The sequence below is a fragment of the Micrococcus sp. CH7 genome (assembly GCF_001595485.1).
GTDB classification, from domain to species: Bacteria; Actinomycetota; Actinomycetes; order Actinomycetales; family Micrococcaceae; genus Micrococcus; species Micrococcus luteus.
The window spans coordinates 33,598-54,774 of sequence record NZ_LOSQ01000003.1; the positions used below are offsets into that span (position 1 = coordinate 33,598).

At 72.8% G+C, this 21,177-nt stretch carries 19 protein-coding genes and 1 pseudogene; 11 read left to right on the forward strand and 9 right to left on the reverse strand.

The window, feature by feature from the left end; all coding sequences use genetic code 11:
• Positions 1-54: 54 nt before the first annotated feature.
• Positions 55-147, reverse strand: a pseudogene (locus AUV08_RS12120) (recombinase family protein); the annotation flags it as partial.
• A 352-nt stretch (positions 148-499) separates the two neighbouring features.
• Here AUV08_RS12120 and AUV08_RS00910 point away from each other — a divergent pair.
• Entirely contained in the window at positions 500-1,822 is a 1,323-nt protein-coding gene (locus AUV08_RS00910) for a short-chain fatty acid transporter (RefSeq protein WP_061866899.1), read from the forward strand.
• A 178-nt stretch (positions 1,823-2,000) separates the two neighbouring features.
• On the opposite strand, the gene AUV08_RS00915 is transcribed toward AUV08_RS00910, so the two are convergent.
• Both AUV08_RS00915 and AUV08_RS00920 read right to left on the reverse strand, forming a co-directional pair.
• The gene (locus tag AUV08_RS00915) at positions 2,001-2,642 is read right to left on the reverse strand and encodes a thymidine kinase (protein WP_010079593.1); all 642 of its coding nucleotides are present in this window, start codon (positions 2,640-2,642) and stop codon (positions 2,001-2,003) included.
• 8 nt (positions 2,643-2,650) lie between these two features.
• Positions 2,651-3,094, reverse strand: coding sequence for a DUF3151 domain-containing protein (locus tag AUV08_RS00920; protein WP_012750707.1), 444 nt, complete (start codon positions 3,092-3,094; stop codon positions 2,651-2,653).
• A 180-nt stretch (positions 3,095-3,274) separates the two neighbouring features.
• Between AUV08_RS00920 and AUV08_RS00925 the strand changes: the two genes are divergently transcribed.
• Entirely contained in the window at positions 3,275-4,495 is a 1,221-nt protein-coding gene (locus AUV08_RS00925; protein ID WP_036317305.1) for a hypothetical protein, read from the forward strand.
• A gap of 66 nt (positions 4,496-4,561) precedes the next feature.
• Here AUV08_RS00925 and aceB read toward each other — a convergent pair whose 3' ends face one another.
• Both aceB and aceA read right to left on the reverse strand, forming a co-directional pair.
• On the reverse strand, positions 4,562-6,325 hold the full coding sequence (gene aceB / locus AUV08_RS00930; RefSeq protein ID WP_084785991.1) for a malate synthase A: 1,764 nt from the start codon (positions 6,323-6,325) through the stop codon (positions 4,562-4,564).
• Between the two features lie 33 nt (positions 6,326-6,358).
• Complete coding sequence (aceA, locus tag AUV08_RS00935) at positions 6,359-7,666, reverse strand: isocitrate lyase (RefSeq protein ID WP_061873049.1); 1,308 nt, start codon at positions 7,664-7,666, stop codon at positions 6,359-6,361.
• A 268-nt stretch (positions 7,667-7,934) separates the two neighbouring features.
• Between aceA and AUV08_RS00940 the strand changes: the two genes are divergently transcribed.
• The gene (locus AUV08_RS00940; protein ID WP_061866883.1) at positions 7,935-9,401 is read left to right on the forward strand and encodes a helix-turn-helix domain-containing protein; all 1,467 of its coding nucleotides are present in this window, start codon (positions 7,935-7,937) and stop codon (positions 9,399-9,401) included.
• 59 nt (positions 9,402-9,460) lie between these two features.
• Here the strand turns inward: AUV08_RS00940 and fbaA are convergent, their stop codons facing one another.
• Positions 9,461-10,483 carry a class II fructose-bisphosphate aldolase gene (gene fbaA / locus AUV08_RS00945; protein WP_061866884.1) on the reverse strand — a complete coding sequence of 341 codons (1,023 nt, stop codon included), beginning with the start codon at positions 10,481-10,483 and terminating at the stop codon, positions 9,461-9,463.
• Positions 10,484-10,680: 197 nt separating this feature from the next.
• Here fbaA and AUV08_RS00950 point away from each other — a divergent pair, with 197 nt between their 5' ends.
• Both AUV08_RS00950 and AUV08_RS00955 read left to right on the forward strand, forming a co-directional pair.
• Positions 10,681-12,036: a lipase family protein gene (locus AUV08_RS00950; protein ID WP_061866885.1), complete on the forward strand. Its 1,356-nt coding sequence runs from the start codon at positions 10,681-10,683 to the stop codon at positions 12,034-12,036.
• Positions 12,037-12,087: 51 nt separating this feature from the next.
• Positions 12,088-12,984: an SMP-30/gluconolactonase/LRE family protein gene (locus AUV08_RS00955; protein WP_061873050.1), complete on the forward strand. Its 897-nt coding sequence runs from the start codon at positions 12,088-12,090 to the stop codon at positions 12,982-12,984.
• Between the two features lie 106 nt (positions 12,985-13,090).
• On the opposite strand, the gene AUV08_RS00960 is transcribed toward AUV08_RS00955, so the two are convergent.
• Together AUV08_RS00960 and AUV08_RS00965 are read right to left on the reverse strand one after the other, a co-directional pair.
• Positions 13,091-13,795, reverse strand: a complete 705-nt coding sequence (locus AUV08_RS00960; RefSeq protein ID WP_061866901.1) for an RNA methyltransferase — start codon at positions 13,793-13,795, stop codon at positions 13,091-13,093.
• Positions 13,759-14,127 carry a hypothetical protein gene (locus AUV08_RS00965; RefSeq protein ID WP_036316791.1) on the reverse strand — a complete coding sequence of 123 codons (369 nt, stop codon included), beginning with the start codon at positions 14,125-14,127 and terminating at the stop codon, positions 13,759-13,761. Before AUV08_RS00965 ends, AUV08_RS00960 begins: the two co-directional genes overlap by 37 nt.
• Positions 14,128-14,190: 63 nt before the next feature.
• On the opposite strand from AUV08_RS00965, the gene AUV08_RS00970 reads away from it, so the two are divergent.
• Positions 14,191-15,282 (forward strand): magnesium and cobalt transport protein CorA, encoded by a 1,092-nt coding sequence (locus tag AUV08_RS00970; protein WP_306452696.1) that lies wholly within the window; start codon positions 14,191-14,193, stop codon positions 15,280-15,282.
• 26 nt (positions 15,283-15,308) lie between these two features.
• Here AUV08_RS00970 and pyrE read toward each other — a convergent pair whose 3' ends face one another.
• Positions 15,309-15,905, reverse strand: a complete 597-nt coding sequence (gene pyrE / locus AUV08_RS00975) for an orotate phosphoribosyltransferase (RefSeq protein WP_061873051.1) — start codon at positions 15,903-15,905, stop codon at positions 15,309-15,311.
• Between the two features lie 58 nt (positions 15,906-15,963).
• Between pyrE and AUV08_RS00980 the strand changes: the two genes are divergently transcribed.
• From AUV08_RS00980 to AUV08_RS01000, 5 genes are all read left to right on the forward strand, one after another.
• Positions 15,964-16,407, forward strand: a complete 444-nt coding sequence (locus tag AUV08_RS00980; protein ID WP_061866888.1) for a MarR family winged helix-turn-helix transcriptional regulator — start codon at positions 15,964-15,966, stop codon at positions 16,405-16,407.
• A gap of 58 nt (positions 16,408-16,465) precedes the next feature.
• Positions 16,466-17,374 (forward strand): ammonia-dependent NAD(+) synthetase, encoded by a 909-nt coding sequence (gene nadE / locus AUV08_RS00985; protein ID WP_061866889.1) that lies wholly within the window; start codon positions 16,466-16,468, stop codon positions 17,372-17,374.
• 44 nt (positions 17,375-17,418) lie between these two features.
• Positions 17,419-18,246 (forward strand): exodeoxyribonuclease III, encoded by an 828-nt coding sequence (locus AUV08_RS00990; RefSeq protein WP_061866890.1) that lies wholly within the window; start codon positions 17,419-17,421, stop codon positions 18,244-18,246.
• A gap of 18 nt (positions 18,247-18,264) precedes the next feature.
• Entirely contained in the window at positions 18,265-19,167 is a 903-nt protein-coding gene (locus tag AUV08_RS00995; protein WP_061866891.1) for a hypothetical protein, read from the forward strand.
• Positions 19,168-19,281: 114 nt separating this feature from the next.
• Entirely contained in the window at positions 19,282-21,105 is a 1,824-nt protein-coding gene (locus AUV08_RS01000) for an alpha-amylase family glycosyl hydrolase (protein ID WP_061873052.1), read from the forward strand.
• The last annotated feature ends 72 nt before the right edge of the window (positions 21,106-21,177 follow it).

A 21,177-nucleotide genomic window follows, 5' to 3' on the forward strand; every position in this document is an offset into this window, starting at 1 on the left:
CGGAGACGGAAGGGCCATCGACAGCAGCGCCTGGAAGGGGGCAACACACCCTGGGGCGATCCCTTCGGCCTGGCGCTCCTTGATCCTTCGACGCTCAAACTCAGCGAATGCGGCCTTGATGCCGAGCATGAGTCCGGCTACGGGGGAAGTGCCGGGCCTGGGCACCGTGATCCCACTCGGTCGAGACCCGTACGGTGCATCCCTTGTCGGTGAGCTCGTCCACGCTCGCGTACAGATTCCGGGTGACCCGGCCGAGCCGGGCCACGACGTCGTCGACCGCTGGGGAATCGACCGCCGACGCACTCTCGTCAGCGAGCTCCCGGCCAGGGACGTGGCCCACGTCCCGCCCACGACGATCGAGCGCCTAGAGTGATCCACATCACTCCCGCCCCGGTCTCTCACCCCGAACAGGAGCCCCATGTCCACCACGTCCACACGTCCGCCCGCACCCGGACCCTCGGGCCGCGCCGTCCGTGAGGGCACGTTCTTCAGCCGCGCCATGCGCCCGCTGAACACGACGATGGAGCGGTTCATCCCGTCCTCGCTCGTGTTCACCATCGTGCTCACGTTCGCGGTGGCGGCCCTGTGCCTGCTGCTCACTCCGGCCGGGCCGGCCGACGTCGTCGTGGGCTGGGGTGACGGCCTGTCCGGGCTGCTGGCGTTCATCACGCAGATGGCGCTCGTGCTCATGCTCGGACACATCCTGGCGAACACCGGCCCGGTGCGCCGTCTGCTCGCCAGGCTCGCCAGCATTCCCCGCACGCCCCTGGCCGCCTACATCTTCGTGTTCGTGGTGGCGGCGGCGGCCTCCCTCATCACGTGGGGCCTGGGCCTGGTGGTCGGTGCGCTGCTGGCCAAGGAGGTCGCGGCGCAGGCCCGTGAGCGCGGGCTGGCCCTGCACTTCCCGATGCTGGTGGCCGCCGGGTTCTCCGGGTTCGTGGTGTGGCACATGGGGTACTCGGGCTCCGGCCCGCTGACGGCCGCCACCCCCGGTTCATTCCTCACGGAGAGCCTGGGCGGCCGGACGGTCCCGGTCTCGGAGACCACCTTCTCCTGGTGGAACATCACCGCCGCCGTGGTGACCGTGCTCGTCGTGGCCCTGGCCCTGTTCCTCGTCGCCCCGCGCGCCGGGGACCGGATCGTGGAGCTGGAGATCGACGCGCGGGACCAGGACGTCGTGTCCGCACCGGAGATCGAGACGCCGGCGGACCGTCTCGACGCCTCCCGTGTCCCCACGCTCCTCGTCGGCGCCATGCTCGTGGTCTACCTGGTGATGCACTTCATCGGCGGCGGCACCCTCACCCTGGACGTCGTCAACTGGTCCTTCCTCGCGCTGATCCTGCTGCTGGTGCGCAGCCCGCACGAGCTGATCGGCCTCACCCAGTCGGCCGCGTCCAACGTGGGCGAGATCCTGCTGCAGTTCCCCCTCTACGCGGGCATCCTCGGCATGATGACGACCACCGGCCTGGTGGCGGTGCTCTCGGACGCCTTCGTGGCGATCTCGAACCCGGTGACGTTCGGCCTGCTGGCGTTCCTGGCCGCGGGCCTCGTGAACTTCTTCGTCCCCTCCGGCGGCGGACAGTTCGCCGTGCAGGGCCCGATCATGCTCCAGGCCGGCGAGGCGCTCGGCGTGGACCCGGCCATCACCATCATGGCCGTCTCCTACGGCGACCAGTGGACCAACATGATCCAGCCGTTCTGGGCGATCCCCCTTCTGGCGATCGCCGGCCTGAAGATGCGCGACATCCTGGGGTACACCACGGTCGTGCTGCTCGCGTCGGGGCTCGTCTTCGGCGGCACGCTCCTGCTCGTCTCGCTCTGACCCGATCGGCCGATGCCGGACGTGGCAGGACAGACGAAGGGCCCCGGGATCACCGGGGCCCTTCGCCTGTCATCACTCGCACCTTCATCACTCGCACCTCGATGAAGTGGTTCCACCGTACGAACCGAGCATGGGCGCAGCCGTCACGCAGCCTGGCAGTTGCCTGGCAATGGCCGCCTCAGCCCAGGGCACCGCCGGACTCCGCCAGGTAGCACGTGCCGCACAGGGACTCGTAGGTCACCTGGACACCGTCGATCGCCACCTGGTCCCCCTCGAACACGAAGTGCTCGGCGCCCGTGGCCGGGTCAACGACCTTGCGCGTGTTGAACACCGCCTTCCGGCCGCACCGGCAGATGGTCTTCAGCTCCTCGAGGGAGTGCGCCAGCTCCAGCAGCCGCGCGGAGCCCGGGAAGGAGCGGGTGCGGAAGTCGGTGCGCAGTCCGTAGGCGATCACGGGGACGCCGTCGAGCACGGCGATGCGCAGCAGGTCGTCCACCTGCGCCGGCTCGAGGAACTGTGCCTCGTCCACGAGCAGACACGCCACGGGCGGGGCCTCCACGTGCCCCACGAGGGCGTCCGGGTCGTCACCGGTGGCGTGCCGGCGGAACAGCTCCCGCACGTCCGCGCCCGCCGGGACGAGGAAGTCCACGGCGCGGGTCACACCGAGGCGGGAGACGACGTCGCCCTCCCCCTTCACGTCCACCTCCGGCTTGGCCAGCAGCACCCGCTGGCCGCGCTCCTCGTAGTTGAAGGCGGCCTGCAGCAGGCCCGTGGACTTGCCGGAGTTCATGGCCCCGTAGCGGAAGTAGAGCTTGGCCACGGCTCCGCTCAGCCCTGGGCGCGGCCCTGGCCGGCCTCGATCTGCTCTGCGGCCGTGGGGTCCGAGTCCCGCAGGAAGGTGCGGATGCGCTCGACCTCCTCGGACTCCCCGATCCCGGCGGCCGCGCGGCCCAGCGCGTACAGGGCGCGCAGGAAGCCGCGGTTGGGCTCGTGGGCGTACGGCACCGGGCCGGCGCCGCGCCACCCCGCCCGGCGCAGCGCGTCCAGACCCCGGTGGTAGCCGACGCGGGCGTACGCATAGGAGTCCACGGTCCGGCCCTCGGCCCACGCGTCCTCCGCCATGAGCGCCCACACCAGGGAGGACTCGGGCGCCACCGGCACGATGTCCTCGGGCAGGTCACCTGCCTCGAGCCGGGCCAGCACCTCCGGCTCCTCCGGCAGGCGCGTGGCCGGCGGCTCCATCAGGTTCTTGCCGATCAGGGACTCGGACATGGGATGCCTCTTCTCCTCGCGGACGATGCGGTCGCGGCCGAGTCTATCGACGGCGCCGGACGCCGGACGGGTCGCCGTCGCCGTCCCCGCGTCCAGGACGGTCCGGTACCGTAGGCGCAGCGTCCGTCCGCAGCCCCACGCTCCCGGGGCCGGGCCGCCGATGCCGTCGAAGGAGCCTCCATGACCCACCCCGCGCCCGCCCGCCGCCGTGCCCCGCTGGCCGTCGGCGTCGCCGCCCTCGCCCTCGCCCTGGCCGGCTGCGGCTCGGCCGGCCAGTCCGGTGAGCCCGCCTCGTCGACCGCCGCGGCGCCCAGCGGATCGGCGGCCTCGGCCGCGGCCGGCTCGGCCACGGAGAGCCCCACCGACCCCGCGTCCGCCGCGGCGTCCCGCGTCCGTGAGGCCCTCGCGTCGGAGTCCGCCGAGGGCACCCCGCGCGCCGAGCCGCGTCAGGCGTTCGAGACCGTCGGCCCGGGCATCAAGGACGGCGCCGCCACCGAGGCCTGGAAGAACACGGCCGCGGTCCGCAACGACACCGTCTCCGTGATGGACTGCACGCGCGACGTCCTGGACCAGCGCACCCTGGACGCCGTCGCCACGCACATCCCGGACAGCTCGAACATCGAGATCGTGCAGCTGTTCGCCTCGCAGGACGAGACCCACGAGTTCCTCACCTGCGTCTACAACGGCTACTTCGAGTACAGCCCCGGCATGCCCCTGGCGCAGGTCCACTACCAGCACAACCTCGACGGCTCCCGCCTGGAGTGGTGCCAGGAGGAGCCCGCCGCCGTGGCGGACGAGTACACGTTCGACCCGAAGACCGGCAAGGGGCTGCTCGCCCTGCTGCGCCCCGGCATGGTCGGCGGCCAGGACGGCGCCCCCCTGCTGCCCCAGCGCACCGCGTGGGCCTGCTCCGAGGACGGCAGCGAGATGGTCTCCGTGACCATGGGCTCCATGGAGGGCTTCGGCGACGCCAACGGCGGCCTCACCCAGGTGAAGAACTCGCCGGTCGCGCAGAGCACCACCCTCGTCACCGAGACCCGCGACCACCTCGCGGACACCGTGCTGAAGGACGCCGGGGACTTCCAGGAGGTCATCAAGCTCAGCTCGCCGTTCTTCCTGAACGCGCAGATGGACGAGGAGACCCTGGCCCAGGCCCGGGAGATCCCCACCGGCCGCGTGCCCGACGAGCTGCTGAACAACCAGTCCACGATCGACCGCCCCGAGGGCGCCCCCGGCCCCGTGGCCCCCGGCCAGCCGCCGCGGCCGTTCCAGGGCGCCGCGCGGGAGGCCGCCGAATCCCAGCGGGCCGCGGAGGCGTCCGCCTCGGCGTCGGCCAGCCCGTCACCGACGAAGTCGGCCTCGGCCTCGGCCTCGCCGTCCCCCTCCACGTCCGGGGACTGACGTCCCGGCACGACGACGGCCGGTCACCTCGTGAGGTGACCGGCCGTCGTCGTGGGGCCCGGCGGATCAGGCCTTCGCCGCGGCGTCGTCCTGACTGGCGAAGTGCCGGCGGTACGCGCCCAGGGTGAGGAACGCCGGGTACTCCGGCGGCAGGGCCGACTCGCAGAACACGCGCACCGCGTCCTCGAACCGGTGGCCCTCGGGCAGCGGGCCGGCGAGGATCCGAGCGTGCTCCTCGCGGATCAGCTGCTCCATCCAGCCGCGGTTGGCGGTCCGCACGCCGCCCTCGGTCAGCTGCACACCGGTGCCGTTGTGGGCCCACTGCCAGATCTGGGACCGGGAGATCTCCGCCGTGGCGGCGTCCTCCATGAGTCCGTGGATCGCGGCGGCGCCGTTCCCCCGCAGCCAGGACTCGATGTAGCGGATCCCGACCTCGATGTTCATCCGCACGCCGGCCTCGGTCACCGAGCCCGTGGTCGCGGCGACGTCGAGCAGGGCGGCCTCGTCCGGCTCCACGTCCTCGCGACGGCGGGTGCGGATCTGGTTCGGGGCCTCGCCGCGCACGGCGTCGAACTCCTCCCGGGCGACCGGCACGAGGTCCGGGTGCGCCACCCACGAGCCGTCGAAGCCGTCGCCGGCCTCGCGGGCCTTGTCCGCGCGCACCTTCTCCAGCGCGGCGGCGTTGGCCTCCTCGTTCCGGCGGTCCGGGATCACGGCGGACATGCCGCCGATCGCCGAGGCGCCGCGCCGGTGGCAGGCCCGGACCAGCTGCTCCGTGTAGGCCCGCATCATCGGCTGGGTCATGGTCACCTCCGAGCGGTCCGGGAGGACGAACTCGGCCCCGCGGTCCCGGAAGTTCTTGATGATGGAGAAGATGTAGTCCCAGCGGCCGGCGTTGAGGCCCGCGGCGTGGTTGCGCAGCTGGTACAGGATCTCCTCCATCTGGAACGCCGCGGTGATCGTCTCGATCAGCACGGTGGCCCGGATGGTGCCCTGGGGGATGCCCAGCTCGTCCTGCGCCGCCACGAACACGCAGTTCCACAGCCGCGCCTCGAGATGGGACTCGAGCTTGGGCAGGTAGAAGTACGGGCCGTGGCCGCGGCGGATCAGCTCGTGGGCGTTGTGGAAGAAGTACAGGCCGAAGTCCACGAGGGCGCCGGCCATCGGCTCGCCGTCCACACGGATGTGGTCCTCGATGAGGTGCCAGCCGCGCGGGCGGACGATGATGGTCGGCCGGTCCGTGAGCTCGCGCTCGCGCAGCCGGTACTCCTTGCCCTCGGGGGAGGTGAAGTCGATCTGGTCGCGGATCGCGTCGAACAGGTTGACCTGCCCGTCCAGCATCCGGTCCCAGGACGGCGTCGAGGAGTCCTCGAAGTCGGCGAGCCAGCCCGAGGCGCCCGAGTTGAGGGCGTTGATCGTCATCTTCCGATCCACGGGGCCGGTGATCTCCACGCGGCGGTCCTGCAGGCCGGGGGCCAGCGGCGCCACACGCCAGGAGTCGTCCTCGCGGACCCGGCGGGTGGACCGCAGGTAGTGCGGGTTCCATCCGTCGGTGATGCGGCGCTGGGTGTACTCCCGCTCCTCGAGCAGCCGCCGGCGGCGGTCCTCGGCCAGCCGGTGCAGGCGGCCGAGGAACGCCAGCGCCTCGTCCGTGAGGATCTCGGCCTGCCGCCCGTCGACCGGCCCGTGGACGGTCACCACGGGGGCGGCGCCCTCGGGGATGACGACGGGGATGGCCTGGGTGCTCACGTCATGCGGCAGGGGCGTGTGCTCCCGAGCGTCGTCGGCATGGATCTCGTGCAGGGTGGGGGTCGTGGTCTGCGGGCTCATGGGACTGCCTCCTCGCGGTCTCGGCTGAGCGGATCAGTGGAACTGGCCGGACTCCGTGGAGCCCGCCAGGGCCACCGTGGAGCTGTCCGGGTTGATGGCGGTGGACACGGCGTCGAAGTAGCCGGTGCCGACCTCGCGCTGGTGCTTGGTCGCGGTGTAGCCGCGGGCCTCGTCGGCGAACTCGCGCTCCTGCAGCTCGACGTACGCGGACATCTGGCGCTCGTTGTATCCCTTGGCCAGGTCGAACATCGAGTGGTTCAGGGCGTGGAAGCCGGCCAGCGTGATGAACTGGAAGGTGTAGCCCATGGCGCCCAGCTCGCGCTGGAACTTGGCGATGGTGTCGTCGTCGAGGTTCTTCTTCCAGTTGAACGACGGCGAGCAGTTGTAGGCCAGCATCTGGTCCGGGAACTCGGCCTTGACGGCCTCGGCGAACTTCCGGGCCAGCTCGAGGTCCGGGGTGCCGGTCTCCATCCAGATCAGGTCCGAGTGGGGGGCGTAGGCCTTGGCGCGGGCGATGCAGGGCTCGACGCCGTTGCGGACCTTGTAGAAGCCCTCCGCGGTGCGCTCACCGGTGATGAACTCGGCGTCGCGCTCGTCCACGTCCGAGGTGATCAGGGTGGCCGCCTCGGCATCAGTGCGGGCGATGATCACGCTGGGCACGTCGGCGACGTCGGCGGCCAGGCGGGCGGCGTTGAGCGTGCGGATGTGCTGGCCGGTGGGGATGAGCACCTTGCCGCCGAGGTGGCCGCACTTCTTCTCGGAGGCCAGCTGGTCCTCCCAGTGCACACCGGAGGCGCCGGCGGTGATCATCGACTTCATGAGCTCGTAGGCGTTGAGCGGGCCGCCGAAGCCGGCCTCGGCGTCGGCCACGATCGGCACGAGCCAGTCCTCGACGCTGCTGACGCCCTCGGCGTGCTCGATCTGGTCCGCGCGCAGCAGGGCGTTGTTGATGCGGCGCACCACCTGCGGCACGGAGTTGGCCGGGTACAGGGACTGGTCCGGGTACGTGTGGCCAGAGAGGTTGGCGTCCGCGGCGACCTGCCAGCCGGAGAGGAAGATGGCGCGCAGCCCGGCCTTGACCTGCTGGACGGCCTGGTTGCCGGTGAGGGCGCCGAGGGCGTTGGTGAACTCACCGCGGGCGTTCTCGTCCTTCAGCTGGGTCCACAGCTTCTCGGCGCCGCGGCGGGCCAGCGTGTGCTCCTCCTGGATGCGGCCGCGGAGACGGACGACGTCCTCGGCGGTGAAGCTGCGCTCGACGCCGGCCCAGCGGGGGTTGTTGTCCCAGTCGTGCTGGAGCTGTTCGGCGGAGGCGGGAGTGGAGTGGTGGGGCTGGGTGGTCATGACGTCCTCCTGAGGATCGGTCCGGTTCGTGAAGGGTTCGGTGCGACGTGTCCGTCGCTGCCGTTGACATCCACCTTGGCCCCGGGCAAGGCCCTCTGGAGCACAAAATCGGTGGAAACTCCGGCTGTTCCTGCCACTGGGTCAGAACGTGACGGTCCTTGCGCCCCCATGTGGCCTGGATCACGGCAACGGCCCCCCGCTTGTCAAGAATGTGACTTTCTTTCCGAAACACGTGATCTCCTCCCCGGTTCCGTCTACAGTTCCGCGCATGATGACCCGCCCGCTTCCCGAGGACAGCGCGACCGTGGACGCCGTCGCGCTGGGCCGCCGCGTTCGGCACCTGCGCAAGCAGGCCGGCCTCACCCTGGACCAGCTCGCGGAGCGCACGGGAGTGAGCGGCTCGCACCTGTCCCTCGTGGAGAACGCCCGCCGCGAGCCGCGGCTCTCGCTGGTCCAGCGGATCGCCGAGGTCCTGGGCGTGCCGGTCGAGGACCTGCTCACCGGCCGGGCCCCCACCCGGCGGGCCGAACTGGAGATCGAGGTCGAACGGTTCGCGCGCTCGGAGCACTACGCCTCCCTCGGCCTGCCGCCGCTGCGCATCGGGCCCCGCACCCCCACCGAGGTCCTCGAGGTGATCGCGGGGCTGGAGGCCGAGCTGCGCCGTCGCCTGGAGGAGCAGGCCGCCACCCCCGAGGAGGCGCGCCGCGCCAACGCCCAGCTGCGCGCCCGGATGCGCGCGGTGGACAACCACTACCCCGACCTCGAGGCCGAGGCGCATCGGCTGCTCGACGCGATCGGCCACACGGGCGGGCCGCTGGGCCTGCACGCGGTCTCGGAGCTGGCCGAGCACCTCGGCTTCACCCTGCGCTTCGTCCCGGACCTGCCGCACTCCACGCGCTCCGTCACGGACCTCAAGCACGGGCGCATCCACATCAGCGGCTCCCGCTCCTCAGACCATGACCGCCGCACCGTGGTGCTCCAGGCCCTCGCCGCCGCCGTCCTGGGCCACGGCGAGCCGCGGGACTACGAGGACTTCCTCGCCCAGCGTGTGGCGGTGAACTACCTGGCGGGCGCGCTGCTCATGCCGCAGCGGGCGGCGTCGTCGCTGCTGCGGGCCGCCCAGAAGCGCCGGGACCTGTCCGTGGACGACCTGAAGGACGCGTTCGGCGTCTCCTACGAGGCCGCCGCGCACCGGTTCACCAACCTGGCCACCGTGGACCTGGGCATCCGCTGCCACTTCCAGAAGGTCCACGAGACCGGGGTGATCCACAAGGCCTACGAGAATGACGGGATCGTGTTCCCCGCCGACCACACCGGTGCGATCGAGGGCCAGCAGGCGTGCCGGAAGTGGGGCGCACGGCAGGCGTTCTCCCGCAACGACCGGTTCCGCGCCCACGCCCAGTACACGGACTCGCCCAACGGGACGTTCTGGTGCACCTCGATGATCGAGAACGGCCCCGACGGACTGTTCGCCCTCTCCGTGGGCACCCCGTTCGAGCATGCCCGGTACTTCCGCGGCGCGGACACCCGCCACCGGGTCACCTCCACGTGCCCGGATCCGCGCTGCTGCCGCCGCCCCGACCCCGAGCTCGAGGCCGCGTGGGGCGGGCACGTGTGGCCCGCGGCCCGCATGCACGCGCATCTGCTGGCGGCCATGCCCACGCAGACCTTCCCCGGTGTGGACGAGCGCGAGGTCTTCGAGTTCCTCCAGGCCCAGGAGGAGCGGGAGGGCTGAGGACGACGCCGGCCCGCACCCTCACGCGAGGGTGCGGGCCGGCGCGGCGGACGGCGGGGTCAGCCGATGCTCTTGCCGGCCGAGTTCAGCTCGGTGCAGGCCTGGACCACGCGGGCGGCCATGGCCTCCTCGGCCTTGGCGCCCCACACGCGGGGGTCGTACTGCTTCTTGTCGCCGACCTCGCCGTCGACCTTCAGGACGCCGTCGTAGTTCTCGAACATGTGCCCGGCCACCGGGCGGGTGAACGCGTACTGGGTGTCCGTGTCCACGTTCATCTTCACGACGCCGTACTCCACCGAGTCGGCGATCTCCTGGGCGGCGGAGCCGGAGCCGCCGTGGAACACGAGGTCGAACGGGCGCTCCTTGCCGAACTTCTCGCCCACGGCCTGCTGGATCTCCTGCAGGATCTCCGGGCGCAGCTTCACGTTGCCCGGCTTGTAGACGCCGTGCACGTTGCCGAAGGTCAGCGCGGTGAGGTAGCGACCGTGCTCGCCGAGGCCGAGGGCCTCCACCGTGGCGATGCCGTCCTGGACGGTGGTGTAGAGCTTCTCGTTGATCTCGTGGGCCACGCCGTCCTCCTCGCCGCCCACGACGCCGATCTCCACCTCGAGGATCTGCTTGTTGGCGTGGGTGCGGGCGAGCAGCTCGCGGCCGATCCGCAGGTTCTCCTCGAGGGTCTCGGCGGAGCCGTCCCACATGTGGGAGTTGAAGATCGGGTCGCGCCCGGCCTTCACCTCGGCCTCGGAGGCGTCCAACAGGGGCAGGACGAAGCCCTCGAGCTTGTCCTGGGGGCAGTGGTCCGTGTGCAGGGCGATGTTCACGGAGTACTTCTTGGCGACCTCGCGCGCGAACGCGGCGAAGGCCAGCGAGCCGGCGACCATGTCCTTCACGGAGGAGCCGGAGAAGTAGGCGGCCCCGCCGGTGGAGACCTGGATGATGCCGTCCGAGCCGGCCTCGGCGAAGCCGCGGATGGCGGCGTTCAGGGTCTGGGAGCTGGTGACGTTGATCGCCGGGTAGGCGAAGGCGCCGTTCTTGGCGGCGTCGATCATCTCGGCGTACTTCTCCGGGGATGCGATGGGCATGCTGCAGCTCCTAGGCGTCGTCGACTTGGGCAGGCGAGGGGAGCGCGGCGGGCGCGACACCCTCGGGCTCATCCTATCCGCGCGGCCGGACCCGCCCCAGGGCCCCGGGCCCGACGGCGACGCCGGCCTGGGCACGGGCCCGTCGCTGGCCTAGGGTGAGCTGCGTCACATTCACATCCGAGAGACCGGAGACCACCATGGCCCCCGCACGCCGCCCCTCCCGCCCCCTCGCCCTGGCCGCCGCCGTGGCCGTCGTCGCCGGGTTCGGCGCGCCGCACGCTGCCCTGGCCCAGGAGTCCGCCCCGGCCCCCGACGCGCCGGAGGTGAGCTCCGCCGTCGAGGACCTCTCGCAGCCGGCCACGACGGCCGAGGACGCCCGCTGGAACGCGGCCCGGGACGCCCTGGCGGCCGCCTCGGCGGACGACCCCTTCTACCTGCCGCCCGCCACCGTGCCCGCGACCCCCGGCGCCCTGATCCGCACCGAGCCGACCGCCTTCTACCTGGACCCGGTGCGGCTGGTGCAGGTGCCGGCGCACGCCACGCGCATCATGTACGCCTCGCAGGACGCCCAGGGTCGACCCATCGCCGTGACCGGCACCGTGCTGACCCCCACCGCCCCGTGGACGGGCGGCGGCGAGCGCCCCGTGATCAGCTACGCAGTGGGGACCCAGGGGGCGGCGGACCGCTGCGCCCCCTCCCGCACCCTCTCCACCGGCGTGCAGTACGAGGGCGTCGGGATCACGTCCCTGCTGAGCCGCGGCCACGCCGTGGTCGTCACCGACTACGAGGGCCTGGGCACCCCGGGCACGCACACCTACATGGTCCGGGAGGCCCAGGCGCACGCCGTCCTCGACGCGGTGCGCGCGGCCGCCCAGGTCTCGGGGTCGGGCGTCACCGCGACCGCGCCGGTCGCGCTCGCGGGCTACTCGCAGGGCGGAGGGGCGGCCGCGGCCGCCGCCGAGCTCGCGTCCGACTACGCCCCGGAGCTGGACCTCAAGGGCGCCTACGCGGGCGCCCCGCCGGCCGACCTCGTGCAGGTCGCGGGCCGGATCGACGGCGGTCTCTACGCGGCCTTCCTGCTCTACGCGATGGCCGGGCAGCTCGCCGCGTACGACGTGGACCCGGCCACGCATCTCAACGAGACCGGCCTGACGGCCCTCGCCGGCGCGGCCGAGACCTGCATGGTGGGCAGCCTCGCCTACGCGCACCTCGACTCCGCCACACTGACCCACACGGGGCAGGACTTCCCTGAGCTCGTCCGCTCCGATGCCGAGCTGGCCGGGATCCTCGCCGAGCAGCGGATCGGCGCACCGGGCCGCCGTCCGGACGTGCCGGTGATGATCGCGCACTCCGTCACGGACGACGTCATCCCGTACCGCACCGGCCGCGACCTGGGCCGCCGCTGGTGCGCGGAGGGCGCGCGGGTGCGTTTCGACCCGCTCCTCACCCCGACCCACGTGGGCGGCCACGTGGCCTCGCTGCCGCGGATGGGGGCGTTCCTGGACGCGACCCTCGCCGACCGCTGGACCGCCGACTCGTGCGGGTGGTTCTGAGCCTCGGCTAGCGTCGGGGCCAGGACCGTCCCGCCCACCGAAGGAGCAGTCATGCGCGCCGAGCAGGTCACCGATCCCATCGCCTACCACGGCGAGGGCCCCGTCTGGGCCGCCTCGTGGGGCACCGCCGCCGAGGGCGTGACCGCCGGCGGCGGTCTGCGCTGGGTGGACATGCTCGCCGGGGACGTCCTGTCCCTGCGCGCCGACGGCACGGTGGACCGCACGCACGTCGGCGACGTGGCCGCCGCGCTGCGCCCGCGTGCGGGGGGTGGCGCCGTCGTCGCGGTGGAGCGGGGCTTCGCCCTGATCTCGCCCGAGGGCGAGCTGACGACGCTGCCCGAGCTGTGGGGCGCGGACGCCGGGATCCGGATGAACGAGGGCGGCTGTGACCCGGACGGCCGGTTCCACTGCGGCACCATGGCGTACGCCAAGACCCCCGGGGCCGCGAACCTCTACCGGCTCGCCCCCGGCCCCGACGGCGGCGCCGGCGAGGTGGACATCGTGCTGACCGGTGCGACGACGTCCAACGGCCTCGAGTGGAGCCCGGACGGCACGCTGGCCTACTACAACGACACCCCCACGCGGCAGGTGGCCGTGTTCGACTACTCCCGCGAGGAGGGCCTGACGAATCGGCGCGTGCTCGTGGACGTGCTCGACGGGGAGGGCAAGCCGGACGGACTCACCGTGGACGCCGAGGGCGGGATCTGGGTGGCCGTGATCAGCCACGGGCAGATCCACCGGTACACGCCCGAGGGGACGCTCGACGAGGTGGTCGAGGTGCCCGTGCAGAAGACCACGGCGTGCACCTTCGGCGGCGACGACCTCGGCACCCTCTACATCACCACCTCCTGGGAGAACCTGGAGCGCGGCGAGGACCCGCTGGCCGGGGCCCTGTTCGCCGTCCGCCCGGGGGTGACGGGCCTGCCGGCCCGCCCCTTCGCGGGCTGACGCCGTCACGCCGCACGTCATCGGCGGCGCGGTCCTGCGCCACCCTGCGCCACCCTGCGCCATCCTGCGCCGCGAGCCAGACGAATCTGCGGTCCAGAGGCTCCTTTCAGCGCGGAATCGTCTGGCTCGCGCCGGACTCGGGGGACGCCGCGTGCTGCCGGATCCACGCGTGCATCGCGATGCCGGCGGCCACGCCCGCGTTGATCGAGCGGGTGGAGCCGTACTGCGCGATGGACAGCACCGCGCTCGACGCCGCCCGCACCTCCGCCGAGAGTCCCGGCCCCTCCTGCCCGAAGACGAGCACGCAGGCACGCGGGAAGTCGAAGGTCTCCACCGGCACCGACTCGGGGAACAGGTCCACGCCGAGCACGGGCAGCCCCTCCCCCGCCGCCCACTCCGTGAACGCCGCCACCGTCTCGTGGTGGCGCACGTGCAGGTAGCGGTCGGTGACCATGGCGCCGCGCCGGTTCCAGCGGCGCCGCCCGATGATGTGCACCCCGGCGGCGTTGAACGCGTTGGCGGTGCGCACGACGGTGCCGATGTTCAGGTCGTGCTGCCAGTTCTCGATGGCGACGTGGAACGGGTGCCGCCGCGCGTCGAGGTCCGCGACGATCGCCTCGAGGCGCCAGTAGCGGTAGCGGTCGAGGACGTTGCGGCGGTCGCCGTGCGCGAGCAGCTCCGGGTCGTAGCGGGGGTCCTCCGGCCACGGGCCGAGCCACGGCCCGACGCCGACCTCGCGGGGCACGGTGCCGTCCTCGGCCGGCGCGGGCTCGCTCAGCGGCCGGCCTCGGACCGGTCGACGGCGGCCCAGGCGGCCCCGGCGGACACCGCGGCCACGGAGAGCACCGCCGGCCACGCACCGATCTTCTTGGCCAGCGGGTGGGAGGCGCCGAAGCCGCCGAGGTACAGGGCGGCCAGGCCCCCGGTGACGGCCGGCCCACGCGTGGCCAACCACGTCCGGCCGGCATACAGGCCGGCGGCGGCCAGCACGACACCGCCGAGCGGCCGGATGCCGGTCTCACGGGCGGTCAGGTAGCCGCCGATCAGACCGAATGCGGTGACCGGGGCCGTGGAGACGGCGTGGGCGGGGAGCAGGGTCTTGCCGTCGCGGACGACGGGCGGGGCATGACGCGGAGTCTTCATGGCGCCACCGTAGCGCGCGCATCCTGGAATCCGCCGGGGGCCGCCGTCGGGGAGAATGTCCGGGTGAGCATGATCGACAACGCCGTGTACGTGGACGGGCGGCGCGTCCACGCCCCCTCCACCCTCGAGGACACCTGGGAGGAGTGCGAGCGCACCGGCGGCATGGCCTGGCTGGGCCTGTACCGCCCGGACGTGGCCGAGCTCCAAGCGGTCGCGGAGGAGCTGCGCCTGCACCCGCTCGCCGTCGAGGACGCCCTCGCCGGAGGCGAGCGCGCCAAGCTGGACCGCTACGGCGAGGACTCGTTCATGGTCCTGCACCCGGCCCGCTACGTCGACCGCACCGAGACCGTGGAGTTCGGCGAGCTGAGCGTCTTCACCGGTGAGCACTACGTGGTGACGGTGCGTCACGCGGAGGAGCCGGACCTGGCCGCCGTGCGACGGTCCCTGGAGACGGAGGGCCGCGAGCGCCTCGCGATGGGGCCGTGGCAGGTCACCCTGGAGATCCTGGACCGTGTCGTGGACGACTACTTCCCGGTGGCCGACGGCCTCGAACAGGACATCGCGGAGATCGAGGACCAGGTCTTCGCCGGCGACGGGCACGTCTCCCGGCGCATCTACGAGCTCTCCCGCGAGGTGCTGAACTTCCAGCACGCCATCCGCGCGCTGCCGTCCATCGTGGAGCAGCTCCAGGAGGAGGTGCGCACCCGCCTGCATGAGGACACCCGCCGCCTCGACGCCGACGGCCTGCCCCGGCGCGACGACGCCCACGCCTGGGAGGACGAGGAGCTCAGCGATCAGGCGCGCCTCGAGGTGGAGAACCTGCGCCGCCTGCGCGACGTCCACGACCACGCCGTCCAGATCAACGAGCGCGTGATGACCATGCGCCAGATGCTCAACAACGCCCTCGAGCTGGACTCGACGCTGGCGTCGAAGCGGCTGGCCGAGCAGTCGATCGCCCAGAACGAACAGGTCAAGCAGATCTCGTCCTGGGCGGCGATCATCTTCGCGCCGCAGCTGGTGGGCTCGGTCTACGGCATGAACTTCGACGGCATGCCCGAGCTGCACTGGGCGTTCGGCTACCCGTTCGCCCTGGGACTCATGCTGGCGGTGGCCCTCACGCTGTTCGTGCTGTTCAAGCGCGCGGACTGGCTCTAGGCGGGCGGCGCGGGGCCGGCCGAGGCTCAGTCGAGGTCGAGCTCGTCCTTGCCGAACGCGTACAGGTACGGCACGTCCGCCTCCTCGGCCACGCGCTCGGCGGCGCCGGTCGCACGGTCCACGATCACGGCCACGGCCTGGACGTCGCCGCCCGCGTTGCGCACACCCTCGACGGCGGTCAGCGCGGAGCCGCCCGTCGTCGAGGTGTCCTCCAGCACGACGACGCGGCGACCGTCCACGCCCGGGCCCTCCACCTGCCGACCCATGCCGTACGACTTCTGCGCCTTGCGCACCACGAACGCGTCGAGCGCACGGCCCGCGGCGCCGGCCTGATGCATCATCGCGGTGGCCACGGGGTCGGCGCCCATGGTCAGACCCCCCACCGCGTCGAACTCGATCCCGTTCTCCTCGAGCAGGCGCAGCATCACGCGGCCGATCAGCGGGGCGGCCTCGTGGTGCAGGGTGACACGACGCAGGTCCACGTAGTAGTCCGCCTCCTTGCCGGAGGACAGGGTCACCCGGCCGTGCACCACAGCCAGATCCTGGATGAGCTGCTTGAGCCGCTCGCGGTCCTGCTCGGGCGTGGGGACGGTGGGGGTCTGCGCGTCGGTCATGCCGCCCATGCTAGTGCGAGCCCGGCCACCCCTGCCGATTCCGTCCCGGCCTGGCTAGGCTCGGGTTATGAGCGAGATCCAGCACGACGACGCCGTCCAGCATCCCTCCGGCCTGCCCCTCGCGCACTGGCTCACCCTCACCGAGGGCCTGATCGCGGCGCGCGTGGCCGAGAGCCTCGAGGAGCACGGCCTCACCCGCGCCCAGTGGCAGTTTCTGAACACCCTCACGGTGGCCCCGCAGTCCCGCGCCGAGCTCGAGGCCGGCTTCGAGGAGGAGCAGCGCGGCGCGGTGCCCGGTCAGATCGAGGAGCTGGTCGAGTCCCACTGGGTGACGGTCGAGGGCGACCTCTACACCCTCACCGCCACGGGCCGCACCGCGGGCGCCCGCGTCGGCGAGGCGGTCGAGGCCCTGCGTGCCGAGGCGACGGCGGACGTCCCGCGGGACCAGATCGACGACGCCGTCCGCGTCCTGCGCCGCATCGCCCGCAACCTGGGGCACCCGGACGCGTGAGCCGCCGTCGCCGGTCGCCCCTGTCCCCGTGCGCGGCGCCGGTCCTACGCTGACCGGCATGCGTGAACTCCAGCAGCGGATCATCGCCGAGCAGTGCGTCCTCCCTGAGATCGACCCCGCGGCCGAAGTCGAACGGCGCGTGGCCTTCCTCGCCGACTACCTCGCGGCCACGGGCGCGTCCGGCTTCGTCCTGGGCATCTCCGGCGGCGTGGACTCCTCCGTGGGCGGCCGGCTGGCCCAGCTCGCCGTCGAGCGTCGCCGCGCCCAGCTCGGCGTCACGGACGCCGTCGCCCTGGGCGGCCCCGGCACCACCCCGCCGGGTGAGGCGGGGGTGGGCGCCGACGTCGTGCCCTCCCGCGAGAACCCCCGGTTCACCGCCGTGCGCCTGCCCTACAAGGTGCAGCACGACGAGGCGGATGCCCGGGCGGCCATGGACTTCGTGGGCGCGGATCAGGACGTCACCCTGAACATCGCGGAGCCCGTGCAGGGTCTGGCCGCCGCCTTCGCCGAGGCCGTGGGGGAGCCGATCTCGGACTACAACCAGGGCAACGTGAAGGCCCGCATCCGCATGACGGCCCAGTACGCGGTGGCCGGCGCCCACGGGCAGCTGGTGATCGGCACGGACCACGCGGCCGAGGCCGTCACCGGGTTCTACACGAAGTTCGGCGACGGCGGCGCGGACGTCCTGCCGCTGGCCGGCCTGAACAAACGGCAGGTGCGGGCGCTGGGCCGCGAGCTCGGCGCCCCCGAGCCCCTGTGGAACAAGGTGCCCACCGCGGACCTGCTGGACGGCACGCCGGGCCAGACGGACGAGGCCGAACTCGGGATGACGTACGAGGACATCGACGACTACCTCGAGGGCAAGGACGTCCCGACCGAGGTCGCGGAGAAGCTCGAGGGCATCTGGCTCCGCAGCCGCCACAAGCGCACCACGCCGGTGACGATCCACGACGACTGGTGGCGCTGAGGCGCCGATCCCACGGTGTCCGCGCCCTTCGATAGCCTGGCCGGGTGAAGATCGCCACCTGGAACGTCAACTCCCTCCGTGCCCGCGCCGACCGCGTCGAGGCCTTCCTCGAGCGCCATGACATCGACGTCCTGGCCATCCAGGAGACCAAGTGCCGGGACGAGAACTTCCCCTGGGAGCTCTTCGAGCGCGCCGGCTACGAGGTGGTGCACAACGGCACCTCGCAGTGGAACGGCGTGGCCATCGCCTCCCGCGTCGGCCTGAGCGACGTGCAGCGCGGCTTCCCCGGCCAGCCGCACTTCGGCAAGGGCGGCGTGGACCCGCAGGAGGAGTCCCGCGCCATCGGGGCGACCGTGGGCGCCGAGGCGGCCGACGGCGTCGCCCCGGTGCGCCTGTGGAGCCTGTACGTGCCCAACGGGCGCGGCCTGGAGAACGGGCACATGGGCTACAAGCTCGAGTGGCTGCGCGTGCTCCAGGAGCACGCGGCCGCTCGCCTCGCCGAGGACCCGGACACCCGGCTCGCCCTGGCCGGCGACTGGAACATCGCTCCGCAGGACGAGGACGTGTGGGACATCGAGCTGTTCCAGCGCGAGGGCTACACGCACGTCTCCCCGGCCGAGCGCGCGGCGTTCCACGCGTTCGAGGACGCCGGGCTGGTGGACGTGGTGCGCCCGCGCCACCCCGGCCCCGGCGTGTACACGTACTGGGACTACACGGGCCTGGCCTTCCCCAAGAAGAAGGGCATGCGCATCGACTTCCAGCTGTGCTCCCCCGCCCTCGCACGGACGGTCACGGACGCCTGGATCGACCGCGAGGAGCGCAAGGGCAAGGGCGCCTCGGACCACGCGCCCGTGGTCGTCGAGCTGGGCTGAACCACGGACGAGCCCGCGATGACCCACGACGACGGCGGCCCGCCCCCGGGTGTCGCGCGCGGCACCGCGCACCTGCGCGTCTTCCAGCCGCTGGCCGCGTTCCCGGACGCGGTCCAGGCGCGACTGATCGCCGGCGGCCACCGCACGCGCGCCGAGGTCGAGGCCGAGGCGGCCGAACGCGCCCGGCGTCGCCTGGCCCGGCCCGTGGCCGACCCGTTCCCGGAGCCCGGCGAGGACGACCTCGTGCGGGTCCTGCAGGACGAGCACCGCTCCGCGTTCTACTGCCCGGATGAGCGGGGCCTGCGCGCCGAGATGGCCGCGGCCATGCTCGAGGAGACGATGCTGCCGCGGCTGCACGAGGCCGCCATCCCGCCGGCGGCGCGCGCCATGAACCGCGGCCGCGCGCTCGTGGCGCTCGAGGACGAGTGGGGCCTCTCCCCCGACCCGGACGCGGCGGGCCAGGACCCGCAGGACGAGGGCGGCGCGCCGGAGCACCACCGCGTGCAGACGCGCACGGCCACGTGGGGTGTGCCGCACGGCTGGCTCACGGTGTTCGACCCCGAGGAGCCCGTGCAGCGCCTCGTGGACGGCGAGCGCACGGCGTACCGGCGCGCCCCGATCGTGGCCGCCCGGGAGCGGGCCGGGCACGCGGCGGCGATGCTCGCGCGGCACGCCCCGGACGCGGAGCTGATCGGCGAGCTCACGGTGATGGTGGAGTGGCTCGGCGCGTTCCACCCCGACTCGTGGGTCGAGCTGGACTACGGCGGCCTCACGCGGCACGTGTGGCCGGACGACTCCGTCTTCGACCTGTGGACGCTCATCGACGCCCTCGAGGAGGGCGACGAGGCGACCGCCGGCGTCGCGCAGGAACGGCTGAACCGTCGCTGGGCCGCCGTCGGGATGCTGGCCCGGCTGACCTGAGCCGGCCCCCGGCGCACCGGGGTGGGGCCGACCCGGGTGCTCGAGACGCACACCACGCCGCCGACGCCGCCCACGCGGGGCGCGCGCTCCCGCGTCGGGCCTAGGGTGGATCCCATGACCACGCAGCGCCTGAGCACCCCGCCCTCGGAAGCCCGGAACCGGCCCGTCACCCCGTGGTGGGTGGACGCCGTGATCTACCAGGTGTACCCGCGCTCCTTCGCGGACGCGGACGGGGATGGCATGGGCGACCTGCGCGGCGTCACCTCGCGCCTCGACTACCTGGCCCAGCTCGGCGTGGACGCGATCTGGCTCTCGCCCTTCTACCTCTCCCCGCAGCACGACGCCGGCTACGACGTCGCGGACTACCGCGCCGTGGACCCGCGGTTCGGCACGCTCGCGGACGCGGACGAGATGATCGCCGCCGCGCACGAGGCCGGCATCCGCGTGGTCGTGGACCTCGTGCCGAACCACACCTCGTCCGAGCACGCGTGGTTCCAGGCCGCCCTGGCCGCCGGCCCCGGCTCCCCCGAGCGCGCCCGCTACCACTTCGCCGAGGGCCGCGGCGAGCACGGCGAGCTGCCCCCCAACAACTGGGAGTCCACGTTCGGCGGCGGGGCCTGGACCCGCGTGACCGAGGCGGACGGCACCCCGGGCCAGTGGTACCTGCACCTGTTCGACACCACGCAGCCGGACCTGAACTGGGAGAACGAGGAGGTGCGCGAGGAGTTCCGCTCCATCCTGCGGTTCTGGCTGGACCGCGGCGTGGACGGCTTCCGGGTGGACGTGGCCCACGGGCTCATCAAGCAGCCCGGCTACCCGGACGCCGAGCACTCCCGCATGGGCATGGTCACGGACGCGGGCGAGGACGCCGACCCCACGTTCGACCCGGACACCTTCGAGCCGCTCACCCCGTTCATGGACCAGGACCGCGTCCACGAGGTCTACCGGGACTGGCGGCGGGTCCTGGACTCCTACGACCACGAGCCGATGATGGTGGCCGAGGCGTGGGTGGCCCCGCTCTCGCGCATGTTCCGGTACGTCCGCCCCGGCGAGATGCACCAGACCTTCAACTTCACCTACCTCATGGCCGGCTGGGACGCCACGTCGCTGACGCACGCGATCGACCGGTCCTTCGAGCAGGCCGGCCGCGTCGGCGCCCCGAACACCTGGGTGCTCTCGAACCACGACACGGTGCGCCACGCCTCCCGCTACGGCCTCGCGGACCCGAGCTCCTACCCCGCCGGCATCACGGCCGAGGACGAGCAGCCGGACGAGGCGGTCGGCCGCCGTCGGGCCCGCGCCGCCGCGATGGTGGAGCTGGGCCTGCCCGGCTCCGCGTACATCTACCAGGGCGACGAGCTGGGCCTGCCCGAGCACACCACCCTCGCCGCCGAGCACCGCCAGGACCCGTACTTCTTCCGCACGGACGGCAAGGAGCCCGGCCGCGACGGCTGCCGCATCCCTCTGCCGTGGGCCGCCGACGAGACGTCCTACGGCTTCTCGACCCCCGCGGACGGCGACGGCCCCGCGTCCGCCGCCGAGGGCGTCGCCGCGCCGTGGCTGCCCCAGCCCGCGTCCTTCCGGGCGCTGGCGGCGGACCGGCAGGTCGGCGTCGAGGGCTCCGTGTTCGAGCTGTACCGGCGTCTGCTGCAGATCCGCGGCGAGCTCGACCTGGGCACGGGCACGTTCGCGTGGTCCGAGCACCACGACCCCGCACGCGGGGTGCTGGCGTTCACGGTCACCTCGGGCGGTGGCCGGCACCTGGGCTCGGGCGAGCCGATCCCGGCGCGCACCGTGCTCGTGATGGCGAACCTGTCGACCGATCCCGTCGACCTGCCCGCGAACCATTCCCGGGCCCTGTTCTCCCTCGAGGAGGCGGAGGCCGTGCAGGACGGGCGGCTCGCGCACGACGCCGCCGCGTGGCTGCTCATGGACTGAGCCGGGCACGCCCCGGGACCCGCCGGGGCGCCACAGATCTTCCGCGAGGAATCAGCGGTGGCCGAGGCCACA

Excerpts from the sequence above, each read along its gene's own strand:
- AUV08_RS00910 (WP_061866899.1), top strand. The coding sequence starts at position 500 with ATGCGCCCGCTGAACACGACGATGGAGCGGTTCATCCCGTCCTCGCTC.
- AUV08_RS00920 (WP_012750707.1), bottom strand. The coding sequence starts at position 3,094 with ATGTCCGAGTCCCTGATCGGCAAGAACCTGATGGAGCCGCCGGCCACG.
- AUV08_RS00925 (WP_036317305.1), top strand. The coding sequence starts at position 3,275 with ATGACCCACCCCGCGCCCGCCCGCCGCCGTGCCCCGCTGGCCGTCGGC.
- aceB (WP_084785991.1), bottom strand. The coding sequence starts at position 6,325 with ATGAGCCCGCAGACCACGACCCCCACCCTGCACGAGATCCATGCCGAC.
- aceA (WP_061873049.1), bottom strand. The coding sequence starts at position 7,666 with ATGACCACCCAGCCCCACCACTCCACTCCCGCCTCCGCCGAACAGCTC.
- AUV08_RS00940 (WP_061866883.1), top strand. The coding sequence starts at position 7,935 with ATGATGACCCGCCCGCTTCCCGAGGACAGCGCGACCGTGGACGCCGTC.
- fbaA (WP_061866884.1), bottom strand. The coding sequence starts at position 10,483 with ATGCCCATCGCATCCCCGGAGAAGTACGCCGAGATGATCGACGCCGCC.
- AUV08_RS00950 (WP_061866885.1), top strand. The coding sequence starts at position 10,681 with ATGGCCCCCGCACGCCGCCCCTCCCGCCCCCTCGCCCTGGCCGCCGCC.
- AUV08_RS00955 (WP_061873050.1), top strand. The coding sequence starts at position 12,088 with ATGCGCGCCGAGCAGGTCACCGATCCCATCGCCTACCACGGCGAGGGC.
- AUV08_RS00965 (WP_036316791.1), bottom strand. The coding sequence starts at position 14,127 with ATGAAGACTCCGCGTCATGCCCCGCCCGTCGTCCGCGACGGCAAGACC.
- pyrE (WP_061873051.1), bottom strand. The coding sequence starts at position 15,905 with ATGGGCGGCATGACCGACGCGCAGACCCCCACCGTCCCCACGCCCGAG.
- AUV08_RS00980 (WP_061866888.1), top strand. The coding sequence starts at position 15,964 with ATGAGCGAGATCCAGCACGACGACGCCGTCCAGCATCCCTCCGGCCTG.
- nadE (WP_061866889.1), top strand. The coding sequence starts at position 16,466 with ATGCGTGAACTCCAGCAGCGGATCATCGCCGAGCAGTGCGTCCTCCCT.
- AUV08_RS00995 (WP_061866891.1), top strand. The coding sequence starts at position 18,265 with ATGACCCACGACGACGGCGGCCCGCCCCCGGGTGTCGCGCGCGGCACC.
- AUV08_RS01000 (WP_061873052.1), top strand. The coding sequence starts at position 19,282 with ATGACCACGCAGCGCCTGAGCACCCCGCCCTCGGAAGCCCGGAACCGG.